24 protein-coding genes and 1 pseudogene are annotated in these 25,536 nt (G+C 43.2%); 14 read left to right on the top strand and 11 right to left on the bottom strand.

Annotated features, from left to right (window positions below; all coding sequences use genetic code 11):
- Positions 1–10: 10 nt before the first annotated feature.
- The 4 genes from cpdA (at position 11) to HLH16_RS06220 (ending at position 2,769) form a co-directional block, all read left to right on the top strand.
- Complete coding sequence (gene cpdA / locus HLH16_RS06235; protein WP_171528681.1) at positions 11–820, top strand: 3',5'-cyclic-AMP phosphodiesterase; 810 nt, start codon at positions 11–13, stop codon at positions 818–820.
- 209 nt (positions 821–1,029) lie between these two features.
- Positions 1,030–1,557 carry an RNA polymerase-binding protein DksA gene (dksA, locus tag HLH16_RS06230; RefSeq protein WP_067722416.1) on the top strand — a complete coding sequence of 176 codons (528 nt, stop codon included), beginning with the start codon at positions 1,030–1,032 and terminating at the stop codon, positions 1,555–1,557.
- A 9-nt stretch (positions 1,558–1,566) separates the two neighbouring features.
- Positions 1,567–2,484 carry a tRNA glutamyl-Q(34) synthetase GluQRS gene (gluQRS, locus tag HLH16_RS06225; RefSeq protein WP_171528680.1) on the top strand — a complete coding sequence of 306 codons (918 nt, stop codon included), beginning with the start codon at positions 1,567–1,569 and terminating at the stop codon, positions 2,482–2,484.
- A gap of 51 nt (positions 2,485–2,535) precedes the next feature.
- The gene (locus HLH16_RS06220; RefSeq protein ID WP_171528679.1) at positions 2,536–2,769 is read left to right on the top strand and encodes a zinc-ribbon domain-containing protein; all 234 of its coding nucleotides are present in this window, start codon (positions 2,536–2,538) and stop codon (positions 2,767–2,769) included.
- A 32-nt stretch (positions 2,770–2,801) separates the two neighbouring features.
- On the opposite strand, the gene ftsW is transcribed toward HLH16_RS06220, so the two are convergent.
- From ftsW to HLH16_RS06195, 5 genes are all read right to left on the bottom strand, one after another.
- Positions 2,802–3,998 carry a putative lipid II flippase FtsW gene (gene ftsW / locus HLH16_RS06215; RefSeq protein WP_171528678.1) on the bottom strand — a complete coding sequence of 399 codons (1,197 nt, stop codon included), beginning with the start codon at positions 3,996–3,998 and terminating at the stop codon, positions 2,802–2,804.
- A gap of 21 nt (positions 3,999–4,019) precedes the next feature.
- Positions 4,020–5,366, bottom strand: coding sequence for a UDP-N-acetylmuramoyl-L-alanine--D-glutamate ligase (murD, locus tag HLH16_RS06210; RefSeq protein ID WP_171528677.1), 1,347 nt, complete (start codon positions 5,364–5,366; stop codon positions 4,020–4,022).
- A gap of 164 nt (positions 5,367–5,530) precedes the next feature.
- Entirely contained in the window at positions 5,531–5,782 is a 252-nt protein-coding gene (locus HLH16_RS06205) for a DUF6587 family protein (protein ID WP_171528676.1), read from the bottom strand.
- 47 nt (positions 5,783–5,829) lie between these two features.
- Positions 5,830–7,686: a ferrous iron transporter B gene (feoB, locus tag HLH16_RS06200; protein ID WP_171528675.1), complete on the bottom strand. Its 1,857-nt coding sequence runs from the start codon at positions 7,684–7,686 to the stop codon at positions 5,830–5,832.
- Positions 7,683–7,946 (bottom strand): FeoA family protein, encoded by a 264-nt coding sequence (locus HLH16_RS06195; RefSeq protein WP_131289590.1) that lies wholly within the window; start codon positions 7,944–7,946, stop codon positions 7,683–7,685. Before HLH16_RS06195 ends, feoB begins: the two co-directional genes overlap by 4 nt.
- 172 nt (positions 7,947–8,118) lie before the next feature.
- Here HLH16_RS06195 and xerD point away from each other — a divergent pair, with 172 nt between their 5' ends.
- The 4 genes from xerD (at position 8,119) to thrC (ending at position 12,585) form a co-directional block, all read left to right on the top strand.
- Complete coding sequence (gene xerD / locus HLH16_RS06190; protein ID WP_171528674.1) at positions 8,119–9,036, top strand: site-specific tyrosine recombinase XerD; 918 nt, start codon at positions 8,119–8,121, stop codon at positions 9,034–9,036.
- Between the two features lie 108 nt (positions 9,037–9,144).
- Positions 9,145–9,960, top strand: coding sequence for a DsbC family protein (locus tag HLH16_RS06185; RefSeq protein WP_171528673.1), 816 nt, complete (start codon positions 9,145–9,147; stop codon positions 9,958–9,960).
- A gap of 123 nt (positions 9,961–10,083) precedes the next feature.
- Positions 10,084–11,388: a homoserine dehydrogenase gene (locus HLH16_RS06180; RefSeq protein WP_171528672.1), complete on the top strand. Its 1,305-nt coding sequence runs from the start codon at positions 10,084–10,086 to the stop codon at positions 11,386–11,388.
- Positions 11,389–11,445: 57 nt separating this feature from the next.
- Positions 11,446–12,585, top strand: a complete 1,140-nt coding sequence (gene thrC, locus HLH16_RS06175) for a threonine synthase (RefSeq protein ID WP_171528671.1) — start codon at positions 11,446–11,448, stop codon at positions 12,583–12,585.
- A gap of 87 nt (positions 12,586–12,672) precedes the next feature.
- Here the strand turns inward: thrC and HLH16_RS06170 are convergent, their stop codons facing one another.
- A complete protein-coding gene (locus HLH16_RS06170) occupies positions 12,673–13,725 on the bottom strand; it encodes a serine hydrolase (protein ID WP_171528670.1) in 1,053 nt (350 codons plus the stop codon).
- A gap of 220 nt (positions 13,726–13,945) precedes the next feature.
- Here HLH16_RS06170 and gacA point away from each other — a divergent pair, with 220 nt between their 5' ends.
- Genes gacA through HLH16_RS06155 form a run of 3 tightly spaced genes read left to right on the top strand, consistent with a single transcriptional unit; the run spans position 13,946 to position 17,612 of the window.
- Complete coding sequence (gene gacA, locus HLH16_RS06165) at positions 13,946–14,581, top strand: response regulator transcription factor GacA (protein WP_131267965.1); 636 nt, start codon at positions 13,946–13,948, stop codon at positions 14,579–14,581.
- Positions 14,582–14,612: 31 nt separating this feature from the next.
- Positions 14,613–16,181: a sensor histidine kinase gene (locus HLH16_RS06160; protein WP_171528669.1), complete on the top strand. Its 1,569-nt coding sequence runs from the start codon at positions 14,613–14,615 to the stop codon at positions 16,179–16,181.
- A gap of 15 nt (positions 16,182–16,196) precedes the next feature.
- Entirely contained in the window at positions 16,197–17,612 is a 1,416-nt protein-coding gene (locus HLH16_RS06155) for a sigma-54-dependent transcriptional regulator (RefSeq protein WP_171528691.1), read from the top strand.
- Between the two features lie 4 nt (positions 17,613–17,616).
- Here HLH16_RS06155 and HLH16_RS06150 read toward each other — a convergent pair whose 3' ends face one another.
- The 4 genes from HLH16_RS06150 to lptF all read right to left on the bottom strand — a co-directional run bounded on the left by HLH16_RS06150 (position 17,617) and on the right by lptF (position 22,660).
- On the bottom strand, positions 17,617–18,792 hold the full coding sequence (locus HLH16_RS06150; protein ID WP_171528668.1) for a S41 family peptidase: 1,176 nt from the start codon (positions 18,790–18,792) through the stop codon (positions 17,617–17,619).
- Between the two features lie 26 nt (positions 18,793–18,818).
- On the bottom strand, positions 18,819–20,366 hold the full coding sequence (gene gpmI, locus HLH16_RS06145) for a 2,3-bisphosphoglycerate-independent phosphoglycerate mutase (protein WP_171528667.1): 1,548 nt from the start codon (positions 20,364–20,366) through the stop codon (positions 18,819–18,821).
- Between the two features lie 121 nt (positions 20,367–20,487).
- Entirely contained in the window at positions 20,488–21,558 is a 1,071-nt protein-coding gene (gene lptG, locus HLH16_RS06140) for an LPS export ABC transporter permease LptG (protein WP_171528666.1), read from the bottom strand.
- 1 nt (position 21,559) lies between these two features.
- Positions 21,560–22,660: an LPS export ABC transporter permease LptF gene (gene lptF, locus HLH16_RS06135; RefSeq protein ID WP_171528665.1), complete on the bottom strand. Its 1,101-nt coding sequence runs from the start codon at positions 22,658–22,660 to the stop codon at positions 21,560–21,562.
- A 159-nt stretch (positions 22,661–22,819) separates the two neighbouring features.
- On the opposite strand from lptF, the gene HLH16_RS06130 reads away from it, so the two are divergent.
- From HLH16_RS06130 to blhA, 3 genes are read left to right on the top strand one after another with little or no spacing between them, the layout of a single operon-like run.
- A complete protein-coding gene (locus tag HLH16_RS06130) occupies positions 22,820–24,268 on the top strand; it encodes a leucyl aminopeptidase (RefSeq protein WP_171528664.1) in 1,449 nt (482 codons plus the stop codon).
- Positions 24,261–24,668 carry a DNA polymerase III subunit chi gene (locus tag HLH16_RS06125; protein ID WP_171528663.1) on the top strand — a complete coding sequence of 136 codons (408 nt, stop codon included), beginning with the start codon at positions 24,261–24,263 and terminating at the stop codon, positions 24,666–24,668. The genes HLH16_RS06130 and HLH16_RS06125 overlap by 8 nt, the downstream gene beginning before the upstream one ends.
- Positions 24,669–24,693: 25 nt before the next feature.
- The gene (blhA, locus tag HLH16_RS06120) at positions 24,694–25,329 is read left to right on the top strand and encodes a cell division protein BlhA (protein WP_252151787.1); all 636 of its coding nucleotides are present in this window, start codon (positions 24,694–24,696) and stop codon (positions 25,327–25,329) included.
- Between the two features lie 91 nt (positions 25,330–25,420).
- On the opposite strand, the pseudogene HLH16_RS06115 reads toward blhA, so the two are convergent.
- A pseudogene (locus HLH16_RS06115) lies at positions 25,421–25,536 on the bottom strand (IS30 family transposase); the annotation flags it as partial.

Here is a 25,536-nt window from a genome sequence, read left to right as displayed (position 1 = left end):
GGAGTCAGACATGACTTTATCCAATTACAATGAAACCCGGCAGGACTGGACCATTATTCAAATTTCAGATACACATTTGATGAATCAGAAAGATTTAGAATTTGTGCACATAAATCCTGAACAGAGCTTTCATGCAGTGATGAAGCAAATTCAGCAGCAATATCCAAATGTGGATGCGATCATTCATACCGGTGATTTAGCACAAGTGCCTGTGAAAGAAACCTATAGCCGTTATTTGGCATTTATGCAGCGTTTAGGTATCCCGTTTTATCAAATTCCCGGAAATCATGACAATATTGATCTGTTCCCTTTCTACCATAATCAAAATCAGGTTCATGCGATTCATTTTGGCCCATGGAGCATGGTGTTATTAAATAGCGCTGTGCGTGGCAAAATTGATGGCTGGATTGAGGAAGAGCAACTGCAACAACTGGATCGAATTTTATCTAAATTCCAACAACAATTTGTGGTTGTTGCATGTCATCATCATCCTTTCGATATGCATTCAAAGTGGATCGATCAACATAAGTTGAAAAACACTGAAAATTTAACCGACATTTTAGCCAAGCACCCTAATGTGAAGGCGGTAATAAGTGGTCATGTTCATCAAGATGCCCTAAATGAATGGAAAAATATTCAGTTTTTTTCAACGCCTTCAACCTGTGTCCAGTTCAAACCTTTAAGTGATGATTTTGCGCTCGATGAAGAAGCACCGGGGTTTCGGGTGCTGCATTTGAAAGCAAATGGCGAGTTACAAACTGAAATTTATCGTACCGAAAAGGTGCAACAAAAAATTAATGTTGAAATTTCAGGTTATTAACTTTTCATTTTGCTTTTTTTCTATTACTTTATGGCTTCAAAAGGAAACGTGATGGATTGAATCCAAGCATCAAAGACTATCAAAAAGCACAAAAAGTCTATATGATGACGCCCCTCGAAGGAGAATCTCCTGAGGGTTGGATAAAAACACTTGCATATCACCATATTTTTTGCGTATAGATAATACGTATATGATGAGGAATGCCCTAAATGGCGAATGACAACCAAAATCAAGTCTTGGACGAACAAACTGATGTTGTAGATGAAAAATCTACAAAACGTGTGCGAAAAACCAAGCCAAAAGCGTCAGAAAGTGGTTCTACTGCTAGCTTATTTGGTATTGCACCTTATCAGCCGAAAAAAAATGAAGAATACATGTCCGAAGGACAGCTTGAACATTTCCGCCAAATTCTGTTGGCATGGAAAGAAGAGCTTATGTCTGAAGTGGATCGTACCTTAAACACCATGCAGGATGAAAATACTGCATTGCCTGACGTCAATGACCGTGCGACACAAGAAGAAGAGTTTGCGATTGAACTCCGTACACGTGACCGTGAACGTAAATTGATCCGTAAGATTGAGCAATCAATTGAAGCGATTAAAAACGATGACTATGGTTTCTGTGAAACGTGTGGTATTGAAATTGGTCTGCGCCGTCTTGAAGCGCGTCCAACTGCAACCCTTTGTATTGACTGCAAAACTTTAGCAGAAATCAAAGAGAAGCAAAATAACGGTTAATTGCAGTTAATGCTTAATAATCCTCCCCTAACCCCTCCTTTAATCCAGGAGGGGGATAACAGGATGGCTTATGTGGGTCGGTTTGCGCCATCGCCAACCGGCCCTTTGCATTTTGGCTCACTGATTACGGCTGTCGCCAGTTACTGTGATGCACGTGCGCATAATGGTAAATGGCTGGTTCGGATTGAAGATACCGACATTCCGCGTATTTATCCCGGTAGTGAAGATCATATCCTGCGTTCAATTGAAGCCTTTCAGTTCGAAGCTGATGCAGAAATCATTTTCCAAAAAGACCGCCTAGACATCTACGATGCTGTCATTGATCAACTGCATCAAAACCATCTGGTGTATGCCTGCCAATGTACCCGAAAAATGCTGGGTTCAAATCATATCTATACTGGCACTTGCCGCGATTTAAATCTGCCTTTTGAGCAGCAAGCCATTCGTGTCAAAGTATCCGATCAAGAAATTTGCTTTAGCGATCGCCTGCAAGGAACGCACTGTTCCAATCTGCAACAAGACCTTGGAGATTTTGTGCTCAAGCGTCGAGATGGCATTATTAACTATCAACTGGCTGTGGTGGTGGATGATTATCTGCAAGGTATGACCCATGTGGTTCGTGGTGCAGACCTGCTAGATAACACTGAACGGCAAATCTGGCTCGGTTCAGTACTGGGTTATCCAAAACTTGAATATATGCACCTGCCTTTAGCCATGAACGATCAGGGACAAAAGCTCTCTAAACAGAACATGGCACAAGCCCTCGATCTCAACCGCGTACCTGAATTACTCCAGCAAGCGATTCGCGCCTTGCATCAAGCTGAAGTCGATTTAGACACTCCAGCACATATGCTCAAGCAAGCTATCGCACAGTGGGATACCCAACAGATTCCACACACAATGCAACTGCAAGGCACTTATTTATAAAATCAAAAATGCGCTAAGCTAAAAGCTAAACCTCAAAAAAGAGCTCAGTCTATGTTTTTTATTTTTGGCATCGGTCCGAAAACCAAAGTCATCGAAAAAAGTCAGTTTCTTTGCCCGGTATGCAGGACCAGAAGCGGATATGAATTAAAACAGCAACGTAATTATTTTTCTTTATTTTTTATTCCACTGATTCCCCTTTCAAAGGCGAAAGGAGAATTTGTGAAATGTCTGAATTGTGGAACTGAAATGCCAAGCACAGTGTTAAACCATGCTCAGCCAGATTAAGGAATAATAGCCAAACTTAGCAACTCGCAAACTTAGAAGCTGGATTCTTCTTTACTTGGATTGGCTTTTTGCGTGGTGGCATCAATTTTTAAAATCAAACTGATCATCACTGCACACATAATTAACGATGAACCGCCATAACTAATAAACGGCAAGGTCAAACCTTTGGTTGGCAGCATGCCCATATTCATTCCTGCATTCACCAGAATTTGCAGCAGGAAAATAATACTGATGCCATAGGCCAAATAGCCTGCGCGTAAATATTGGTGTTGCAAAGCACGATGACCGATTTTAATACAGCACACCAGCATTACAAAGGACAAGACCAACACGGTACCGATGCCAAAGAAGCCAAACTCTTCACCTAAAATTGCCAGCATAAAGTCGGTATGGGCTTCAGGGAGATAGGACATTTTCTGGATACTGTGTCCCAGCCCCACTCCAACCCATTCCCCCCGACCAAAAGCCATTAAGGCGTTGGAAAGCTGGTAACCGGTGCCTAGTGGATCAGCCCAAGGATCGGTAAAAGATAGCGCGCGTTGTAAGCGGTATGGCTCAAAGATAATCGCAGCAGCTAAACCCAGAATAATCGCCAGCATAAAACCGATAAACTGGATTGGTGGTGCACCGGCTAAAAAGAACACCCCCAAAATCATCAAGACAATCACTGCAGTTGCACCCAAGTCCGGTTCCGCCAGAATCAAACCGACCGTAATCACCATGACCCCGCCCAAGCGGAACAGACCGGAGAGATTGTTCCGAACCTCTTCTGCCCTGCGCACCACGTAATCGGCGGTGAAAATAGCCATCATGACTTTGGCGACTTCGGAGGCCTGCAAGGTAAAACCGGCAATCCGAATCCATCGGGTGGAACCATTGACTTCCGTGCCGACCACTAAAACCACCGCCAGCAACAGAATGGTCATAATCCACAAGGGAAAGGTATTATTGAACCAGATATTTAACGACACTTTGTAGGTCAAAAATGCGGCTACCGCAGCCACAAGAATTGAAATCCCATGTCGGATCACATAGTGAAATGCATTTTCATGTAACCGGTCTGCATAGGGCATCGATGCCGATGCCACCATGATTGAGCCGATACACAGCAAGGCAATCACGCAAAAAATCAGCACATTACGCGGTGTAACTTCAGCGGGGATTTTAGCTCCCCACTCATTATAGACCTGATTAATTTTACTTATGGTCGTCTGAGCTAACCCAGCCATACAACGTTCCTTATCATTCTTCTAAGCAAGTGTGTTCACACATTCAACAAACTGGTGCCCACGTTCACTATAACCTTTAAACATATCAAAACTTGCACATGCAGGTGACAATAGCACCACATCATTGGCTTGTGTATTTTGTTGGCATAATTCTACTGCTTCTTTTAACGATTCCGCGTGAAGCAATGTTGTTGTTCCGGCAATGGCTTTTTCAATCACTGCACGATCTTCACCAATCAATACCGCGACTTTGACATATTTGCTGAGGGCATCACGTAAGGCCGTAAAATCCTGCCCTTTACCTTGACCACCTAAAACAATCGCCACTTTGCCCTGTTGCGGCTCAATTGCAGCACCCAGACCGTCAATAGCGGCTAATGTCGCGCCAATATTGGTACCTTTGGAGTCATTGTAATAACGTACGCCATTCACTTCTTTGACAAATTCACAGCGGTGCTCTAAGCCTTTAAAGGTTTTCAGCGTTTCCAGCATGCTGTCCAGCGGCAAACCGATCGCTTCACCCAAAGCCAGGCAAGCCAAGGCATTGGCTACATTATGTGTCCCTTGAATGTACATATCTGTGCTTTTTAACAGGCGTTCACGACCACGTGCCAACCAGATTGTGCCATCATCTTCTTTTAAGATGCCGTATTGATTCATATCCGGGGCATTTAAACCAAAGCTTTGCATCGGTGTCGCATCTGGAACCAAGGGACGAGTCAGTGAGTCATCACGGTTAAACACCACTTTTTTCACACCTTGGAAAATACGGTGTTTTGCAGTGTGATAACCAAACATATCGCCATGACGGTCTAGGTGGTCTTCACTCAAATTAAGCACAACTGCGACTTCTGCGGCCAAATTAGAGGTGGTTTCCAACTGGAAGCTGGAAAGTTCCAAAATATACAGTTCAGGATTATCCTTGGTTAAATCCAGTGCCGGACGACCAAGGTTACCTCCCACTGCCACTTTAATTCCCGCATCTTTCGCCATTAAGCCAATCAGTGTTGTGACGGTACTTTTGGCATTTGAACCGGTGATTGCCATAATCGGCTTATCTGTGGCACGGCGTAAAATCTGGATTTCACTGACCACAGGAATGCCCTTGGCAATCGCGATCTGAATTTCAGGAAGTTTTGGATCAAGACCCGGGCTAATCACAATTTCTTCGGCCTGTAATAACATCTCTTGATCGAGCTGACCAAAACTGGTTTGAACTTCGCTTGGAATTTGATCGTGTCCCGGTGGCGTCTTTCGAGAATCTGTTACTGCAACGCGGTAGCCATTTTCATGTAAGAAGTTTACTGCTGCAACACCTGAAATTCCGAGTCCTGCAACGACTTTTAATCCACCACGTTGTATTAACATTTTTACCCCATATCTTGGTATGTTTTTAAAACTGGCAAAATGTTAGCACTTTGCTCTTTTGAATGCTTTTTCTGTTTTGACTTTATGAGTCTTTTTTTGTGTCCGCGCGTAAAAAAACCGTCATAAAAAAGACGGTTTTTTTAAATTGAGCACAAACTCGGAATTTATTTCCACTTTACGGCCTGAACTTCCGGTTTAGTCTTAACGTTATCCTCAGTTGCAGAACAGCCACAACTTCCACCACAGCCCAAAACCATGGCCGGCTTTAACCATTTGGCTAAAGTGAGCCAGCCCTGCTTGGCACAAAAACTGGACAACTGCATGAAGACTGAGTTTGCCGTCTCAGGAAACACCTTTTTGAAGACCACAATTGCACTCCACATCACCAATGCCGCAACAATCACAACTTCAATCATCTCAATCTCCTGTGCAGATTATTTTCAGTCAACTTAACCCAATCCAATTAACCCAAATAGTGGGTTGCAATTTGATAGGTCAGGAAAGACATCAAATAAGCCAAACCAAATAAATAAGCGGTCATAAAGCTCACGGTTTTCCATGAACCTGTTTCACGTTTCACCGTTGCCAGTGTCGCCAGACAATGTGGTGCATAGATAAACCAGACCAGCAGTGATAAACCGGTCGCCAATGACCAGCCCAGGTCACCTGTGCCACCGATAATAGAGGCCAAGCCTTGTGACATGGCATCCTCATCTACCGCAGAAAGCGCATAGACTGTACCCAATGCAGCCACCACCACTTCACGTGCGGCCATGGCAGGAATCAAGGCGATACAAATTTGCCAGTTAAAGCCCAGTGGAGCAAAAATCGGCTGCATCACATGACCCAGCATTCCAGCAAAGGAATAATCAATTGCCGGGGCAGTCGCACCCTGCGGGGCTTGCGGGAAGGTACACAAGAACCACAGCAAAATAGACAGCGCAAAAATGATGCCACCGACACGTTTCAGGAAGATCTTGGCGCGATCCAGCAAACCAATCCAAATACTTTTCACATCTGGAAAACGGTAGCTTGGTAATTCCATCAGCAACATATGTTGTGATTTATCTTTTTGAAAGAATTTCAGAACGAAAGATACCATCAGCGCGCTGACAATCCCGGCCATATATAGAGCAAACAACACCAGACCTTGCAGGTTAAACACACCCCAAACCATATATTCAGGAATAAAGGCGGCAATCAATAACGCATAGACCGGTAAACGGGCTGAACAGGTCATTAACGGTGCAACAAAAATCGTGGTTAAACGATCGCGTGGGTCGCTAATACTGCGGGTTGCCATAATCCCCGGGACCGCACAGGCAAAACTGGACAACAGCGGAATAAAGGCACGACCTGAAAGACCGGCTTTAAACATCAGTTTATCCAGCAAAAACGCAGCACGCGGTAAATAACCTGATTCTTCCAGGACTAGAATGAAGAAGAACAGAATCAAAATTTGTGGCAAGAACACCACCACACCACCCGCACCCGCGATAATGCCATCGACTACCAAACTGTTCAGTAATGGATGCGATATGTGCTGTCCAACATATTCACCCAGCCAGCCAAAGAAGGCTTCAATCCCATCCATAAAGGGTGCAGCCCAGGCAAATACCGCCTGAAAAACCACAAACATCATTAGTGCAAGACTGACCAAACCGAAGACTGGATGTAAAAATATTTTATCGAGGAAGTCGGAACGTTTATCTTCCTGCTCAACTGAATACACCACATCATGCAAAATCGTAGTGATTTTATGATGATTATCGCCCGTCAAGCCGCTGAGCTCGGTATGCGGGATCGAATATTTACCTTGATCCAGCGCATTCATCAGGTTTTCAATGCCCGAATTACGCACCGCAACGGTTTCCACCACAGGAATGCCTAAACGTTCCGACAATTTTTGCGTATTAATTTGCATGCCACGGCGACGCGCTTCATCCATCATATTCAGCACAAGTAGAATTGGACGGCCTAGCTCGATCATTTCCAAAACCAGACCTAAATGCAGTTTCAGGTTCGTGGCATCCACCACACACAAGAACGCATCTTGTTGACCTTCTTCGGCAATTTTACCTTGTACCACATCACGGGTAATCGCTTCATCCGGACTGGTGGCATCTAAACTATAAGTTCCAGGTAAATCCAGAACGCGAACCGGTTTACCCGACGGCAAGGTGAACTGCCCCACCTTACGTTCAACCGTGACACCGGCATAGTTGGCGACTTTTTGACGGGTACCGGTCAGATGGTTAAATAATGATGTTTTACCGCAGTTTGGGTTACCTACCAGGGCAATACGCAGCGCATCACTCATGCAGGTGCTCCCTCAAGATTAATTTCAATTTTTTCAGCTTCAACTTTACGCAGTGCGAATCGGGTAAATCCAACTTGAATCAAAATCGGGTCGCCACCAAAAATACCTTTGGTAATAACCTGTACTTTTGTGCCCGGAACAAAACCTAGAGTCTCTAAACGACTTGCCACTAAATCGTTTTGAGCAATATTGCCATCTAAAGTTCTGTTGACTTTGCTGATGATGGCTGTTTGTTTCACTTTTAAATCAGATAAACGCACCGCATCTAATCCTAAAATATTTTGAACAGTATACAAACAAATGAGAATAATTACCAAGTAAGGTTTGATTCCAATTCTCATCTTGTTCTGTTACATCGACATTACTGCAGAATTGTTCTAAATTGATCCAAGCCAAGAAAAACTTGGATTTTTCATTCAATGTAGAAGTGACATGCTTAATAAAAAACCTCGTATCCCTGCTCCTGTGAGCATTCCTGAACATTTAAGTTTTTTACAGGGTTTCCGAGATTATTTAATTGCACAAACCGTCAGTCCGCATACCCGTAATGCCTATCTGTCTGATTTAGTTCAATGTAGTGAATGTAATCCCAACTCAATGCCGGATTGGAACAGTGATGACATTTCCGATGTTCTATTAAACCTGACTAAACAAGGCAAAAGTCCGCGCTCGATTGCGCGATCACTTTCTGCATTACGTTCTTTTTATAAATTTTTACGTGAACAAAAGCTGCGCTCTGACAATCCGGTTGCGACCCACAAAACGCCTAAAATTGGTCGTTCGCTACCCAAAGATATTTCCGAACAAGAAGTTGAAGCCTTAATTCATGCCCCCGATGTTGAAACGGCTTTGGGTTTACGTGATCGAGCCATGCTCGAAGTGCTGTATGCTTGCGGGTTACGGGTGACTGAACTCCTTAATTTGCGCCTTGAATTGATTAATTTGAAACAAGGCTATTTACGTATTGTCGGTAAAGGCAATAAAGAACGCTTGGTGCCTTTAGGACAAGTGGCTTGTGAGTGGATTGAAAAATATCTGAATGAAGCACGTTCCAGTCTGTATAAATCTGCCACCGACTATGTTTTTTTAACCCAGCACGGTGGCATTATGAGCCGACAAAATTTTTGGTATGCGATTAAACGCTATGCGCTCCAAGCTGAGGTGCAGGCCGAATTATCGCCGCATACTTTACGCCATGCCTTTGCCACCCATTTACTCAATCATGGCGCAGACTTACGTGTCGTTCAGATGTTATTGGGTCATAGTGATTTATCGACCACGCAAATTTATACCCACGTGGCTCAAATCCGAATGCAACAACTGCATGCTACCCATCATCCGCGTGCTTAGCCTGATCTTCATTCATCATCTAAGACCAAGAAGTGTTAACGAGCGTGGCTTTTTTTTTGTTATGCTAAGCCACCAATTTTTATCTATAGCTAAAAGAAAGGGTTATTTATGTCATTTACCCGCTCAAAAATTTTTATTGCATGCACCTTCGCAAGTAGCCTGCTAATCACTGCCTGTTCCAACTCAAATAACGATGAAAAAAAGCAAGGCACTTTAACTGCTAGTGCACCCGCAACCGGACAGGCATCGAATATTTCCGAGCGCAATGCACAGCAGCGTTTGATTAATACTCTGCAACAGCACTTTAAAAAAGCCAATATCAATGCCAAAGTTTTAGATATTAAAGCCACTGAAGTACCGAATCTGTATTGGGTCAATCTTGAAGGTATGTCATCGGTTTATGCCACCGCAGATGGGAAATACATTATTCAAGGGGATGTACTGCGTTTAGGCGACAGTAAAATTCACAATGTCAGTGAAAACCTGCAATCTGCTGCCAATAAAAAACTACTGGCGAGCTTAAAAACTGAAGACCTGCTGGTTTATAAAGCCCAAGGCAAAACCAAGCATATTGTGTATGTATTTACCGATGCCAGCTGTCCGTATTGCCATAAACTGCATGAACACATGAGCGAAATTAATGCCAAAGGCATTGAAGTGCGTTATATCGCATGGCCACGTGGCGAACAGTTCATGCCAGCCATGGAAAGCGTGTGGTGTAGTGAAGATCGTCAGGCTGCTTTTAATCAAGCGATTGCCGGTGCGCCGCTTGCTCCTGCAACCTGTAAAAATCCAGTCCGAGCACAGTACCAATTGGGTCTGAATATGGGCGTAAATGGTACCCCTGCGATTTATAATCAAGAGGGTGTTTACCTCGGTGGATACCTATCTCCAGAGGAATTGGTAGAGCGCTTAAATAACTAATTTTTATTCGTTAAATTACTGTTTTTTATAGTTGCAGATAAAGTTATTTCTTTCCTAGAGTCTCATGCTTTTTTTAGCTATGATCTAGGTTCGCTTAAAATTGATTAGATATTGGAGTGTGACGTGAAACCAGTTCGTCTGGCAATCCTCGGTCTTGGTACTGTAGGTGGTGGTGCCCTTAAACTTTTAAAAGAAAACGCTGCTGAGATTAGACGTCGCACCGGTCGAGAAATTGAAATTACCCATGTCGGTACACGTCGTCCGCGTCCTGATTTGGATCTTCCAGAATCTGTAAAACAAAGTGCTGATCTGCTCGATATCGTGCGTCAGCCTGATGTTGATGTCGTGGTTGAAGTCATGGGCGGTATCCACCCTGCCTATGAAGTCATCATGGAAGCCATGAAACATGGCAAGCATATTGTGACTGCAAACAAAGCGCTATTGGCTGAACATGGCAATGAGTTATTTAAAGCGGCCGAAGACAATGCCGTGCAGATTGCCTATGAAGCGGCGGTTGCCGGCGGTATTCCAATTATCAAAGTCATCCGTGAAGGTTTGGCAGCCAATAAAATTGACTGGTTGGCAGGTATTATTAATGGTACAGGCAACTTCATTTTAAGTGAAATGCGTGAAAAAGGTCGTGCTTTTGAAGATGTACTGAAAGAAGCGCAAGAACTGGGTTATGCCGAAGCAGATCCTACCTTTGACGTCGAAGGGATTGATGCTGCACATAAACTGACGATTCTGGCTTCATGTGCATTTGGTATTCCGCTACAGTTTGATAAAGTCTTTACTGAAGGGATTGGCAAAGTCACTGCACAAGATGTGAAATATGCAGAAGACTTGGGCTTCCGTATCAAACACTTGGGTATTGCACGCCGTACCGATGCCGGAATTGAATTACGTGTGCATCCGACTTTAATTCCAGATGATCAGCTGATTGCCAATGTTAACGGCGTGAAAAATGCGGTTCTGGTACAAGCCAATGCAGTCGGTCCAACCCTTTATTACGGTGCTGGCGCAGGTGCAGGTCCAACCGCTTCTGCGGTTGTCGCGGATGTAGTGGATATCGTTCGTGATATCATTTATACCGAAGATGGCGCCGGAACCATTCCGCAATTGGCCTTTGAAGCCTTAACGGATTTGCCAATTTTAACGCGTGAACAAATGACCACGGGCTATTACATTCGTATTAATGCCGAAGATCAAATGGGCGTGCTTGCCGATGTCACCACGATTTTAAGTCGTGCCGGAATCAGTATTGACGCCATCATGCAGCAACCGCGCTTAAAAGACCTTATTCCGATCGTGATTTTAACTGATCCTATCGTTGAATCAAAAATGGATGAAGCGTTAAAACAGATTCAAGCATTGCCTTTCATTCATGGCGAAATTGTACGGATTCGTTTAGAATCGCTTGATAATTAATCGGGTTGAGGGGAGTATTTCCCCTTGCCAAGCTCTACACACAATTGGAACATCATCATGTCTAATGCCAATCGTTATACTGGTTTAGTTGACCGTTATCGTGACCGTTTACCAGTATCTGCAACCACTCGTGCAATCTCTTTAGGCGAAGGTAATACGCCACTGATCAAGCTTGAGAACATTCCACGCATTATTGGTAAAGATGTTGAAATCTATGTGAAGTACGAAGGCTTAAACCCGACTGGTTCATTTAAAGACCGTGGTATGACCATGGCCGTAACCAAAGCGGTTGAAGAGGGCTCTAAAGCCATTATTTGTGCCTCTACCGGTAATACCTCAGCTGCCGCTGCTGCTTATGCTGCACGTGCAGGCATCAAAGCGTTTGTTTTAATCCCGGAAGGCAAAATTGCCATGGGTAAAATGGCACAAGCAATGATGTACGGTGCAATCACCATGCAAATTCGCGGCAACTTCGATGACGGCATGCGCCTGGTTAAAGAAGTGGCTGATCAAGCACCTGTAACCATTGTAAACTCAATCAACCCGTACCGTTTGCAAGGTCAAAAAACCATTGCTTACGAAATTGTTGAAGCTTTAGGTCAAGCGCCTGATTACCACTGCTTGCCAGTGGGTAACGCGGGTAACATCACTGCACACTGGATGGGTTATACCGAAGCAGTTGCCAATCAGCCGAAAGAACAGTTTGAGCAAGTGATTTACGATGCTGAAACAGATGCTTTCACTGGTCCTAAACCTGCTGGCCTTCCAATTATGGCAGGTTATCAAGCGTCTGGCGCTGCACCATTCCTACGTGGTGGCCCTGTTGCAAACCCTGAAACTGTTGCGACTGCCATCCGTATTGGTAACCCACAAAGCTGGAACCATGCGAAAGCAGTGGTTCGTGACTCGAATGGTTGGTTTGATGAACTGACTGATACCGAGATTCTTGAAGCACAACGTTTACTTTCAATGTACGAAGGCGTGTTCGTAGAACCTGCGTCTGCAGCGTCTGTGGGCGGTGCAATTCGTGACATTAAAGCGGGCAAAATTAAAGAAGGTTCAGTGATTGTTTGTACTGTGACAGGTAACGGTTTGAAAGACCCTGACACTGCCATCAAACAATGTTCTGATGCAGTCATGCTGTCGATTGATGCAACGATGAATCAAGTGAAAGAATCTATTCTTTCTAATATGTAATTCTTTTAGCATCATTAGAAATAAAAAAAGCCCTGCAATTGCAGGGCTTTTTTACGCTATAAATAAAGCGATATTAGATCAACGAAATTAGATACGTTTTGGAAGTTGGCTTACCCAACTCATTAAACGGGTTGCATCATTGGTACGTGCTTGGGAAGAATCTGCACCCAGCAATACGACAACCGCTGGACGATTATTTAATGTGGTATGCATGACCACACAACGCCCTGCTTCATTGATATAACCGGTTTTTGAAATATTAATATTCCAGCCACCATTACGCACCAAAGCATTGGTGTTGTTCGATTTCAATACCCGATAACCTAAATTAAAATCGTAGGTCGGCGTAGTGGAGAACTGACGAATCAAGCCATATTGTGATGCCGCATTGACTAAAATCCCCAAGTCACGCGCAGAAGCAACATTTCCTGGATGCAAACCCGTTGATTCTAAATAATGGGTTGAATTCATACCCAAGGATTTGGCTTTAGCATTCATCGCACTCACAAAAGCGGCACGACCACCTGGATAAGTCCGGGCTAAAGCAGCTGCTGCTGGATTTTCAGATTTCATCAAAGCAAAAAGCAAGGCTTCTGCACGGTTCATGCTGTCACCGGCACGCAAGGTTGAACTTGAGCTTTTACAACCTGAACAAGAAAAGTCTGCTTGTTGCAAAGTGATCTTTTCCGACATATTCAAACGTCCGTCCGAGATCACCACTGCAGTCATGAGTTTAGTAATGGATGCGATCGGGAAAGCGGTATTACTATTTTTACTGTATAACACTTCGCCTGTTTGACCATCCATCACTAAAGCAGCACGTGCATTGACAGAGGGTTGATCGCCAAAGCTTGAATTATTCAGAATTTGTACAGTTTTAGGTGCAGACTGTTTAACCACACCATTAGAACTACGCACCGAAGTGGTAATTTTAGTTGAACCTTGTGGCGTTGCTTCTTCGCTAAATGTCGAAACATCGCCATTGAGTAATTGTTTGGCCTCTTCAGAAGACCAGTTTAAAGCAGCTTGACCTGTGCCTCCAGAAGCATCCATGATAAGTTCTGCAAAACTGCTAGAACTCATGCTCAGTAAGATGGACATACCCAGCACATGCATTAAAGACTTGTTTGAATTTTTCACGATGGTTTACTCAACTCATGGAGGCAAGATACATTTGTGTATTACCTCAAATATGCCTTACATTTAAACACAAAGGTGAACATCTTTTATGCATAAACCTTTATGCTTAACATTTCATTTAAAGATTAATAATAGGATTGCTAATTTTGTCATTTCATTGCAAGCTTATTTTGCTTTATGTAACAAAAAAATTGCTTTTTTTATATGAGGGGAGAAATAGGTGATCACAGTTTTAGTAGTAGATGATCATGAATTAGTACGTACCGGGATTTGCCGAATGCTCGAAGACCATGCGGATGTTCAAGTGATTGGTCAGGCTGAATCTGGGGAAGAAGCGATTACCTTAGTCCGTCACCATCATCCAAATGTGGTTTTACTTGATGTGAATATGCCGGGCATCGGTGGGGTAGAAACCACTCGTCGTCTGTTGCAAAGTGCACCTGAAACCAAAGTTGTTGCAGTGAGTGGCTTGGCTGAAGAACCTTATCCATCATTATTGCTTAAAGCAGGCGCTAAAGGTTATATCACCAAAGGTGCACCTGTCACCGAAATGGTTCGTGCCATCAATAAAGTCATGCAAGGGGGCAAGTATTTCAGTGCAGACATTGCCGAGCAACTAGCCAGTTCATACCTTTCAGATACCCAACAATCACCATTTGATGCACTCTCTGAACGTGAAATGCAGGTTGCGATGATGGTTGTAAATTGTATTAGTGCACAAGAAATTGCCGATAAACTTTTTGTCAGTGTCAAAACCGTCAATACTTATCGTTATCGTATCTTTGAAAAGTTAAATTTAGACAGTGATGTGAAACTGACTCACTTAGCCATTCGTTATGGGCTGATTAAACCTTAATACTTTTGATTGAGCTTTCTAGAAGACATGCATGACGCAAAACACCAAAAATTTTGAGTTTAATCAGTATCATTTAGGCATCTGGTATGGCGCCTACAGACTGATTATTGCAACATGTCTTCTGCTGATTTTTTCACTCACTTACCCACAGCTAAATACAGATTACCGCTATCCACAGCTCTATCTTTACGTACTCATTTGCTTTGTAGCGATAGGCTGCATGCAACTGCTGAGTCTTAAAAAAATACGAACCAACATTCCACAACAACTGACGCTGTTATTTGCTGTCGATGTCATTGCTTTAAGTTTACTGACTTTAGCGTTGGATGGTCCGAATCTGCATGTAAGTCTGCTGTTCGTGATTACCATTTTTGCCGCTTCTTTATTATTAGATGCAAAAAAAGCCTTAATCATTACCCTCTTTGCTGTTATTAGCGTGATTTATCAAATCTTTTTAGGCAGCATTTTTGATTTTTCTTCACTCAATAATATTGGCAATAGTGCCTTATTGGCTTTTCTGTTTTTTGTGGTCTATGGCAGTGCTCAGGTTGCGGTACGGCGTTTCCAATTGCTGGAAAATTTAAATTTTTCTCAATCTCTGGAACTCAATCGACTGCAAAATTTGAACCGTTATATTCTGGAACAGATTGAACTGGGTTATCTGGTTTTAGATGAAAACTGTCATATCGTACTGAGCAATCCTGCAGCGTGCATGCTGTTAGGGATTCCCCCACTCTATGCCTATGACAAATCCCCTTTATACAAAATACAGCCTGATTTATTTGAACTCATTAAATTTGAGCAACTTCAGGATGGTGAAAAATTTCAATTCGAGTCACAGCTGAGCCGTTATCATATGCATATCGAAGTGCAAAAATTAATGGTTCCCCATCAAACTCTCACCCTGTTGGTGCTGCAAGATGCCGGTAAGCTGAATCAAAGGGTACAGCAATTAAAACTGGCTGCTTTAGGGCAACTGTCGGCCAGTATTGCCCATGAAATTCGCAATCCTTTGGCTGCGATTGCCCAAGCCAACGAACTGTTGCTAGATAGCGATCCAGATCAACAAAAGCTATTAAGCCAGATGATTTCAAAGCAAGCACAGCGTATTGACCGCATCATCCAAGACACCCTGAATATGGTGCGAAATAGGGAAACCCATCCGGTACAGATCCACCTGAATCAATTTATCCCGCAAATGATTCAAGAAGATTTATCTGATATCATCCAGCAAATTCGATGCACGATAGAAAATAAAATTTCGATTACTTTTGATGAAGCACAATTTCGCCAAGTTCTGATTAACCTGATTCGTAATGCCATTCGTCATAATTCACCTGAACACTCCCATATTGAGTTAAACATTTACTCACATGAATCCAATGTCCGAATTGAAGTTCGCGATTTTGGTACAGGTGTGGCATCCAAAAACTTAAGCTATTTATTTCAACCTTTTTTTAGTACCGAAATCACGGGAACTGGTTTAGGATTGTACTTATCACATAGTTTTTGTGAAGCAAACCAAGCAAAACTTAACTATGTAGAACAAAAACAAGGGGCATGCTTTCAAATAGAATGCCTACGTGTTGCTTTAAATTAATATTGCTGGGGTGTAATTGTGGAAAGACAACCACTTGTTTTATTGGTGGATGATGAGGAAGATTTGTGTACGTTGATGCAAATGTCTTTATCACGCATGGGCATCAAAACGCATATAGCACATCGTCTTGAACAGGCAAAAAAATGCCTTTCCGATCATCAATATGATGCCTGTTTAACGGATTTAAATTTACCGGATGGTAATGGACTGCAATTGGTAGAATGGATTGGTCAACATCTTCCAGCCCTACCTGTGGCTGTGCTGACCGCATATGGCAATATGGAAATTGCGATTGCTGCATTAAAAGCAGGTGCTTTTGATTTTGTCAGCAAACCCATCAATCAGAAACATTTGGAACAACTCTTACAAAAAGCGTTGAACAAACCGATCGAAAATTTCCAAAGCAAAGAAGATCGTCTGGAACAAAAATTATTGATTGGACAATCGCTGCCGATCCAGCAATTACGCATTACCTTAAATAAAATTGCCCGTTCTCAGGCGCCTGTATTTATTAGCGGTGAATCGGGAACCGGAAAAGAAGTCATTGCCAATCTGGTACATCGTTTAAGTAATCGTAATGAAGGTCCTTTTATTGCGATTAACTGCGGTGCCATTCCAACTGAACTGATGGAAAGTGAACTGTTTGGGCATAAGAAAGGCAGCTTTAGCGGAGCGACTCAAGACAAACAAGGTCTAATTCAATCTGCACATGGCGGTAGTCTATTTCTGGATGAAATTGCTGAACTGCCTTTAACCATGCAAGTCAAACTGCTTCGTGCCGTACAGGAAAAACGGATTCGTCCCGTCGGCTCAGATACTGAAATTGATGTCGATTTTCGCGTGATTAGTGCCAGCCATCAAGACTTGGATGCCTTGGTGCAACAAGGCAGATTTCGACAAGATTTATTCTTCCGTATTCATGTGATGGATCTGGTGCTTCCGCCACTGCGTGAACGGGGTGATGATATTATTTTATTGGCGCATCATTTTATTCAAAAAATTAGCCAAGAATGGGATATTCCACAAAAACAACTGACTGAACGTGCAAGAAACTTTTTGCTGAGCCAATATTATCCCGGTAACGTTCGAGAGCTGCGTAATATTATCGAACGCGCCATCACCCTAAGTGATGAAGATAAAATTGACCTACAGCATCTACAAAGTGCACCGTTACGTTATCCATCAGCCCCATCATTAGATCATCAGCAAGAATCTAGCCCTACTTTTCGTAGTGAAATTCTGGTTTCTTCTAAAAAGTTACCCGATGAAGGTTTAGAGCTTTATCTGGAAAATATTGAAAAAGATATTTTACTCAATGCCTTAAACTTAACCCACTGGAACAGAACACTCGCAGCCAAAAAACTGGGCATGTCTTTTCGCTCTTTGCGTTACCGCTTAAAGAAATTTGGCTTAGATACTGATGATGAATAAACCGTTATTTACGGTTTAGAATGATTTCTGCAACATGTTCAAGATAGTTTTCCTCTTTCATCTCATGTTGCAGCAGGTATTGCTGATTCGGCTGAATTCCGACACCTTCAATCATCTGCCCTTTCGGGGTGTAATAATGCGATACCGTCATCTGTAAAGCGGCACCGTTGGAAAGCGGGAAAAGTTTTTGTACCACCCCTTTTCCATAGCTTTTTTCACCCACTACCCAAGCGCGGCCATGGTCTTTCATTGCCGCAGTAAAGACTTCGGCGGCTGATGCAGAGCGGTTATTGATTAAAATACCCAGCTTTAAATTTTGAAATTCAAAACTCGGTAAGGCTTGAAATTGTTGATCGCCTTCAGAACGGCTTTTGGTAGAAACAATCACGCCCTGATTCAAAAATAAGTCGGCCGTTTCAACGGCAGCCGACAATAATCCACCTGGATTATTTCTTAAATCCAGCAACACCGCTTTCAGACGTGAGGAAGAATGTTCTTCAATTAAGCGTTTAATCTCATTGGCAGTATCTTGCTGAAAAACTTTGACTTTGATCACTAAAACCTGATTATGCAAAACGCTGGCTTGTATATCGGTTTCTATTTTTTTACTGCGAACCAAACTTATTGGGGGACTATTTTGTGCCAGTTGCAAAGTTAAGGTCGAACCAATCGAGCCATTGAGTAGACTATTAACCTGATTAGGATTGAGTTTTTTCAGTTCTTGATCATCAATCTTAAATACAGCCACGCCATTGCGCAAACCTTGCTTGGCCGAATCGGCATTATCCTTTAAGCCTTGAATCACCCATTGATGTAACTGCTGATCATAAATCAGTTCAAAATCGACAGAGGCGATATCGCCTTCGGTATATTGTAATAATTGCTTATAATCTTCAGGACTGAGGTAGTGAGAATAGCGGTCTAGGCCACTGACCAGACCTTTAATCGCTTGCTGAAACAAGGCTTCGTCATTTTTGGAATCAACATAATTTTCTTTGACAATGCTATAGATTTGAACAAATTGCTGAATCGATTCCACTGGAACTTCAGCATAATTCTGTTCGACTTCATCATCAAAATCTAAAACAGGCTGGTCCTTCACTGCAGCAAGTGCAGAATGGCTCACACACATGAATAACGTTGTTAAAGTGACAACCATCTTCCAGCGTTGTAAAGCCATCCTTTCACCTGTTTATCGGGTTAATTTTATGATTTTAAAGTAATCAAATTGCGACCTTTCATTTCTTCAGGTACAGGAATTTGCATGAGGCTCAACAAGGTTGGTGCGACATCTGCAAGTACGCCACCTTCAGCAATGGTCGCTGAAGTTGGCCCCACATAGATGAAAGGCACAAGTTCTGTAGTATGTTGGGTATGTACCTGACCACTGTGATAGTCCTGCATTTGCTCGACATTACCATGGTCAGCGGTAATCAGCATATGGCCTTTTTGTGCCATCACTGCTTCATATACCCGGCCGAGGCAAGTATCAACCGCTTCAACAGCTTTCACTGCAGCATCAAATACACCAGTATGTCCAACCATATCACCATTGGCAAAGTTCACCACCAACAAGTCATATTCACCCGAATTAATAGCAGCAACCAGTTCATCGGTAACTTCATAAGCGCTCATTTCAGGCTTAAGATCATAAGTCGCAACATTTGGCGATGGAATCAGGATACGTTTTTCACCCGGATATTCATCTTCACGTCCACCACTGAAGAAGAAGGTCACATGCGCATATTTTTCTGTTTCCGCAATACGCAGCTGTGTTTTACCCAAATCAGATAAGTATTCACCAATCGAGTTTTTCAACGCTTCTGGCATATAGGCCACAGGCGCATCAATGGTCGCCTGGTAACGCGTTAACATCACAAATTTAGACAGGTTTGGAACCACTTTACGTTCAAAACCGGCAAAATCTTTTTCAACAAAAGCTTTGGTAATTTCACGCGCACGGTCGGCACGAAAGTTCATAAATACAACGCTGTCGCCATTCTGAATTTTAGCCAGCTCACCAATACGGGTGGCTTTTACAAATTCATCAGACTCATTTGCAGCATAAGCCTGTTCCAGACCTTCAACCGCGGTTGCGGCAATACGTACTGCTTCACCTTCAGTCAATAGACGGTAGGCTTGTTCAACACGATCCCAGCGATTGTCACGATCCATGGCAAAATAACGTCCAATCATGGTCGCAATACGGCCTTGACCCGGATATTGGGCAAACAATGCATCTAATTTTTCTAAAGACGGTTGCGCGCTTTTCGGTGGCGTATCACGACCATCTAAAAATGCATGCAGATAAACTTTAGCACTGCGTTTTAGTGCCAGTTCAGCCATTGCCACAATATGGTCTTCATGCGCATGCACGCCCCCTTGTGACAATAAACCCAAAATATGCACAGCACCATTCGCTGCTTTGGCTTTTTCTACCGCATCAATCAACACTTCATGTTCAAAAAAAGCGCCAGTACGGATATCTTTGGTGATACGGGTAAAATCTTGATACAGCACACGACCTGCACCGAGGTTCATGTGACCCACTTCAGAGTTGCCCATTTGACCATCAGGCAGTCCGACATCTTCACCCGAACCTGAAATCAAACCATGGGGATGCTTTTGTTGCATAGCAGTTAAATTTGGTCGTTTTGCTGCCAGGAAAGCATTGTCTTCGACCGCTTCGCGATGACCCACACCATCCATAATTACCAATACGTGAGGGATTTTGCCAGCAGTTGCATCCGTCATAATGAACACTCTTTTGTTTACAATTTAATCGTCATATCTTACCGAATTTTCGGTCAAGACTCTATGTGCAGATCATGACTAAAGCTGATCATGCACATTGTTTTTATCACTGTAGGGTCTGTTAACGTGCGCGTCGCAGCAGATAACCGCCGACGACAATCATGAAAATAATCGGTACAAATACGAACCATGCCGGTGAAGGTGAATACACCAAACTTGCATAGCCCAAAAAGTCTTGCAGATAAAAGAATCCCAAGCCAATAAATAAGGCAATCACCAAACGAAAACCCATCGACTGTTGACGCAAGGGACCGAAAATAAAGGAACAGGCAATCAGTACCAAGGCAATGAGTGCAAATGGCGAACCGACTTTTTTCCAAAATGCCAGCTGATAGGTTTTTGGGACTTGGCTATATTCATGCATATAACTCATAAAGCTCACCAATTGACTCGGCGATAAATCTTCAGGGTCAATCGTAACCATATGCACATATTTCGGTTGCAAGGCTAAAGCCAGAGGCAGCTGATCGGTTTTCACCAGGGTTGAATTACCTTGCGGCAGAATATCCATTTGCGCAGCAGTTTTTAGATTCCAAGCACCATCTTTAACAAACTGACCTTGCTCGGCATTTAAAACACCTTTCAAGCGATAATTATCATCAAAGTCAACCACCTGAACATGTTTCAGCTGCCCTTTGGCATTGGCATAATCAATGTAAATAAAGCGCTGACCTTCGCGAGTCCAGTAACCATTGACTTCACCGAGCTCGCTTACACTACGATGGTCTTTGACACTTTTAGCCTGTTCATTGGTATATGGAATCACCCATTCACTGAGTACAAAAGACAAAACCACCAAGATTAATGCGGAGCGAATCACCCAACCGACAATGCGCCATAAGCTAATACCGACTGAACGCATCACCACCAGTTCACTATTGGAAGCCAAAGTGCCCAGACCAAGTACCGCCCCAATCAATGCAGAGATCGGTAAAATTTCATAGAGGTAATTGGGTGCACCCCATAACACATATTGCAGTGCCTGCCATGCATTATAGGTTTCATTCAAGGAACCTAATTCACCTAAATAGGTAAATAAAACTTGCAGAACCGACAAAATAGCCGTTGCACCCAGCATGGCTAGGGCCGTGGTTTTGGTCACATGTTTGGCAATTATTCGACGTGCTAACATTTTAAGACCTCGCCTGCTGAATTCGTTTCTTGATTTTAGGGGCGAGCTTTTGTTTTCGGGAGAACAAGGCTCCAGCAATGCCGTACACGACCAATACCAAAGGATATGCCCAAATTCCTAACTCATCTTTACTGACACGGGTTTTCACTGCCATCAGTGCCACAATCAAACTGGCGAAAATCAGTAAAGCCGGGAATAGTTTTAAATAACGTCCTTGACGAGGACTGACTTCTGAAAGTGCAATCGCCAAGATTAAAGCCACAAGCACTGAAAATGGAACGAAGATCCGCCAGCCCAATTCACTCACAACCACTGGATCATTACGATTGCTCCATAGCTTAGCAATCGGTAAACCTTCCACTTCAGCACTTTCAAATTTGGCTTCTTTATCACTTTCCAGACGTAAACGGTAAGACTGAAACTCAGCCTGAGTATATTTGGGTGTGCCTGGGAAAATTTCGTAACGGCGCCCTTCAGATAAATCGACAATACTGGCCGTTTCATTGGCAACTTCTACACGAGTTGCTTCCTTGGCCAGAATCATGACATCAGGTTTACCCGGTTTTTCCGCGCGTTGGTAGAAAAACACATCTTTGAGATTACGACGGTCTTCTGACAAGTCCCCGGCATAAATGGTATAGGGACCCGAGGAAATAAATTCTTTAGGACGCACCAGATCGAAACCGGTTCTGACCGCCTGATTGGTGGTCAACTCTTCAAACTGACGCAGCCCCCAAGGCGACATCCACACCATCAATACAGTTTGAGCTGCCAGAAAAACTACGGTCAGCGGAATCAGTAAGCGCCCCAGCTGATGCCGACTGATACCACTGCCGTTCATTACCGCCATTTCATGGTCGACATACAGACGGCCAAACACCAGCATCAAACCGATAAAAAAGCCGAGTGGAAGAATCAGGGTTAAAAATTCTGGCAGTCGATAACCAATAATGCTGAACAAAATACTGACATCTAAACGACCTTGTGCCGCAATGCCAAAGTACTTGATCAGTCGACCACCCATCATGATCAAGGTAAGCAAGGCAATCACAACCAAGGATGTAGACACCACTTGCTTGACCAGATAACGCCGAATAATCAAATTAATTCTTCCAAAAAAGAGGCTAATAAAAACTAGCGCTAGTTTACCCGAATGGTGAAAATATAAAACCTATACTGTTGTTGCGCATTGAAACTCTATTCATAGAAATGTTTCAATGGTTTAATGGTTTGCAAACTTTCAAAGGCATGAATACAGAACATGAAACTGACAATTAATACGTCATTCCAAGAGAATGCATCTAGCCCCTATTTGTTGATATTAGTCGATTCTGAGCAGCTTCAAAACGCAGCGACTGCTTATGAAATCAATGATTTAAATACTTTAGTAGAAGCCGCACAATTTAAAGCCGGTCTAAGCGAATCTTTAGCTCTTGTCGGGAAAGTGGCAGCATGTACCAATAGTGCGCTCATTGGAATCGATAAAGCCGCTGAAATTCAGCCTGCTAAATTAGCAAAAATCGCACAAACCATTATCAAAGCGTCACAAAAAAAATTCAAACAGATCAGTATTGATATTTCTGCCTTAGCACCTGAACATCATTATTTATTTGCTTTGGCTTTGACTCAAGCCAGTTATGCTTTTGATGAATATAAATCGAAGAAAAATGAATTCATCCTTGAAGACATTCATCTGATTGCAAACAATAGCACTTTAAATTCACAACAACTTGACTTGATCCATGCAGTGCAATCCGGTCAAAGCTTGGCCCGTGATTTGGGTAACCGTCCAGGCAATATCTGTTTTCCTGAATATCTGGCGGAACAGGCACAAACATTGGCGGCTGAATATCCGGATCTATTAAAAGTAACCGTTCTTGATGAACTGCAAATGACCGACCTTGGTATGGGCGCTTTCCTGGCCGTCAGCAAAGGTTCAAATCGTCCGGGACGCATCATTACCATGGAATACCAGGCCAATACCGAACAGGCGCCTATCGTACTGGTTGGTAAAGGCGTGACTTTTGATAGCGGCGGTATTTCACTCAAACCTGGTGCGGGTATGGATGAAATGAAATTTGACATGTGTGGTGCAGCTTCTGTACTTGGTACGATGCGTGCGCTGTGTGAATCAAAACTGCCAATTCATGTAGTCGGTACCATTGCTGCAGCTGAAAATATGCCTTCAGGTCATGCCACCCGTCCGGGCGATATCGTGACCACGATGAGCGGTCAAACAGTGGAAATTTTAAATACCGATGCTGAAGGTCGTTTGGTTTTATGCGATACCCTGACCTACATCAAACGTTTCAACCCAGCTCTGGTGATTGATATCGCAACCTTAACCGGTGCATGTGTGGTGGCTTTAGGTTCGGTTCTAACCGGCCTGTTCACCCCGGATGACGAACTGGCGGCGGAAATCAGTGCTGCTGGTCAAACCTCATTTGACCGTGTGTGGCGCATGCCGGTACTTGAAGACTATCAAGAGCAACTTGATTCTCCATTTGCCGACATTGCCAATATTGGTGGCCCTAAAGCCGGCTCGGTGACTGCAGCATGTTTCTTGCAACGCTTCACCCGCGAATACCGCTGGGCACATTTAGACATCGCTGGAACAGCCTGGAACTCAGGTACAGCGAAAGGTGCAACCGGCCGCCCTGTTCCATTACTGGTTCAATTCCTGGCGAATCGTGCGCAGTCGAATGGCTAAAGTTAGCTTTTACTTATTTGAAAAAAGTCCCGAACGGCAAGTGGAAAGCACTTGCCGTTTATGCCGCAAGATTCTGAAACAACCGGAACGTATCTGGTTGTATTGTGAAAATTTGGACTTGCAACAGCAGTTAGATGAACGATTATGGAGTTTTGATCCCAGCAGTTTTATTCCGCATGGGATTGATCAGGAACAGGCCACGATTTGTATTTCATCTCGGCTGCCGGAACAATCTGACTGGATTGTGTTTAATTTTAACAATCAAGCCCTTGAACAGATTGATAAATTTAGTCACATTATAGAAATCATCGAAAATAATGAATCGGCAAAACAGTTGGGGCGTGAAAAATTTAAACAATATCGACGCCTAGGTATTGAACCGCGAACGTTCAAGCTTTAGCCGATCAATTGCAATAAGGAGATATGTGGTGGCATTAAATGTCGGTCAAGATTTTAAACAGCGCTGGTTAAATGTGCCTGAGGCTGTTCGTCAGGCATTTATTGATGACCTACACCGCGTCTGCAATGTACTGAAACCTGAAACCAATATTCAAAAGTGGTTGGAAAAGGATAAAGAAGCACAACAGCTCTCTTATGAAAAAATTGAACGTGCTTATATCGAACGTAAGGCACAATTGATTGAAGAAGCCCGTCTTCGCAAGCAACGTGCTTTAGAGCAATCACTGGAAAATAAACGTGCAGCACAAGCTGCCTATGCTCAAGCCTTGCAGTTAGATGAAGCCAGACAATTTGCCGAGCAAACCCAAACTTTGGCCTTTATTCGTCAAACTTTAGATCATGAAACCCAAGTTTATACAGCGCGTTATCATAAGAATCCTGAAGGCTCGGCACTGAACTTTTCCAAAGGCATGCTGTCGATTCATGACCATGAAGTGCTCTCGGAACTGGAAAGCGTGCGTTTACGTCTAGAGTTAGAAGCGGAAACACTCATTGAACAGGCGGTGACGGTCTTTCGTGCCAAGTTACATCAAGCCAGCCAAGATGAAATTGACTATATTTTGAAAAACTCTGATTTATCAACCGAGAAGCCTAAACCCTGATTTCTAATCACAATTAATCCAGACTATTTTTCCGCTGTCATATGAATGACATGTTTATGTCACAAAATAGTCATGTTTTAAAAAGGCGGATTCAAGCGGCAAGTGCAACAGTATAAAAACCAGCCATAATATCACTGGGTGTATACCAGCCCAGTGTCTTTCTAGGACGATTATTTAGAGCAGTCTCTATCTGTTCTATCCGCTCTT

This window comes from Acinetobacter sp. ANC 5378, assembly GCF_013004315.1.
Taxonomy (GTDB): Bacteria; Pseudomonadota; Gammaproteobacteria; order Pseudomonadales; family Moraxellaceae; genus Acinetobacter.
This window is presented reverse-complemented; position numbering and strand designations above follow the sequence as displayed.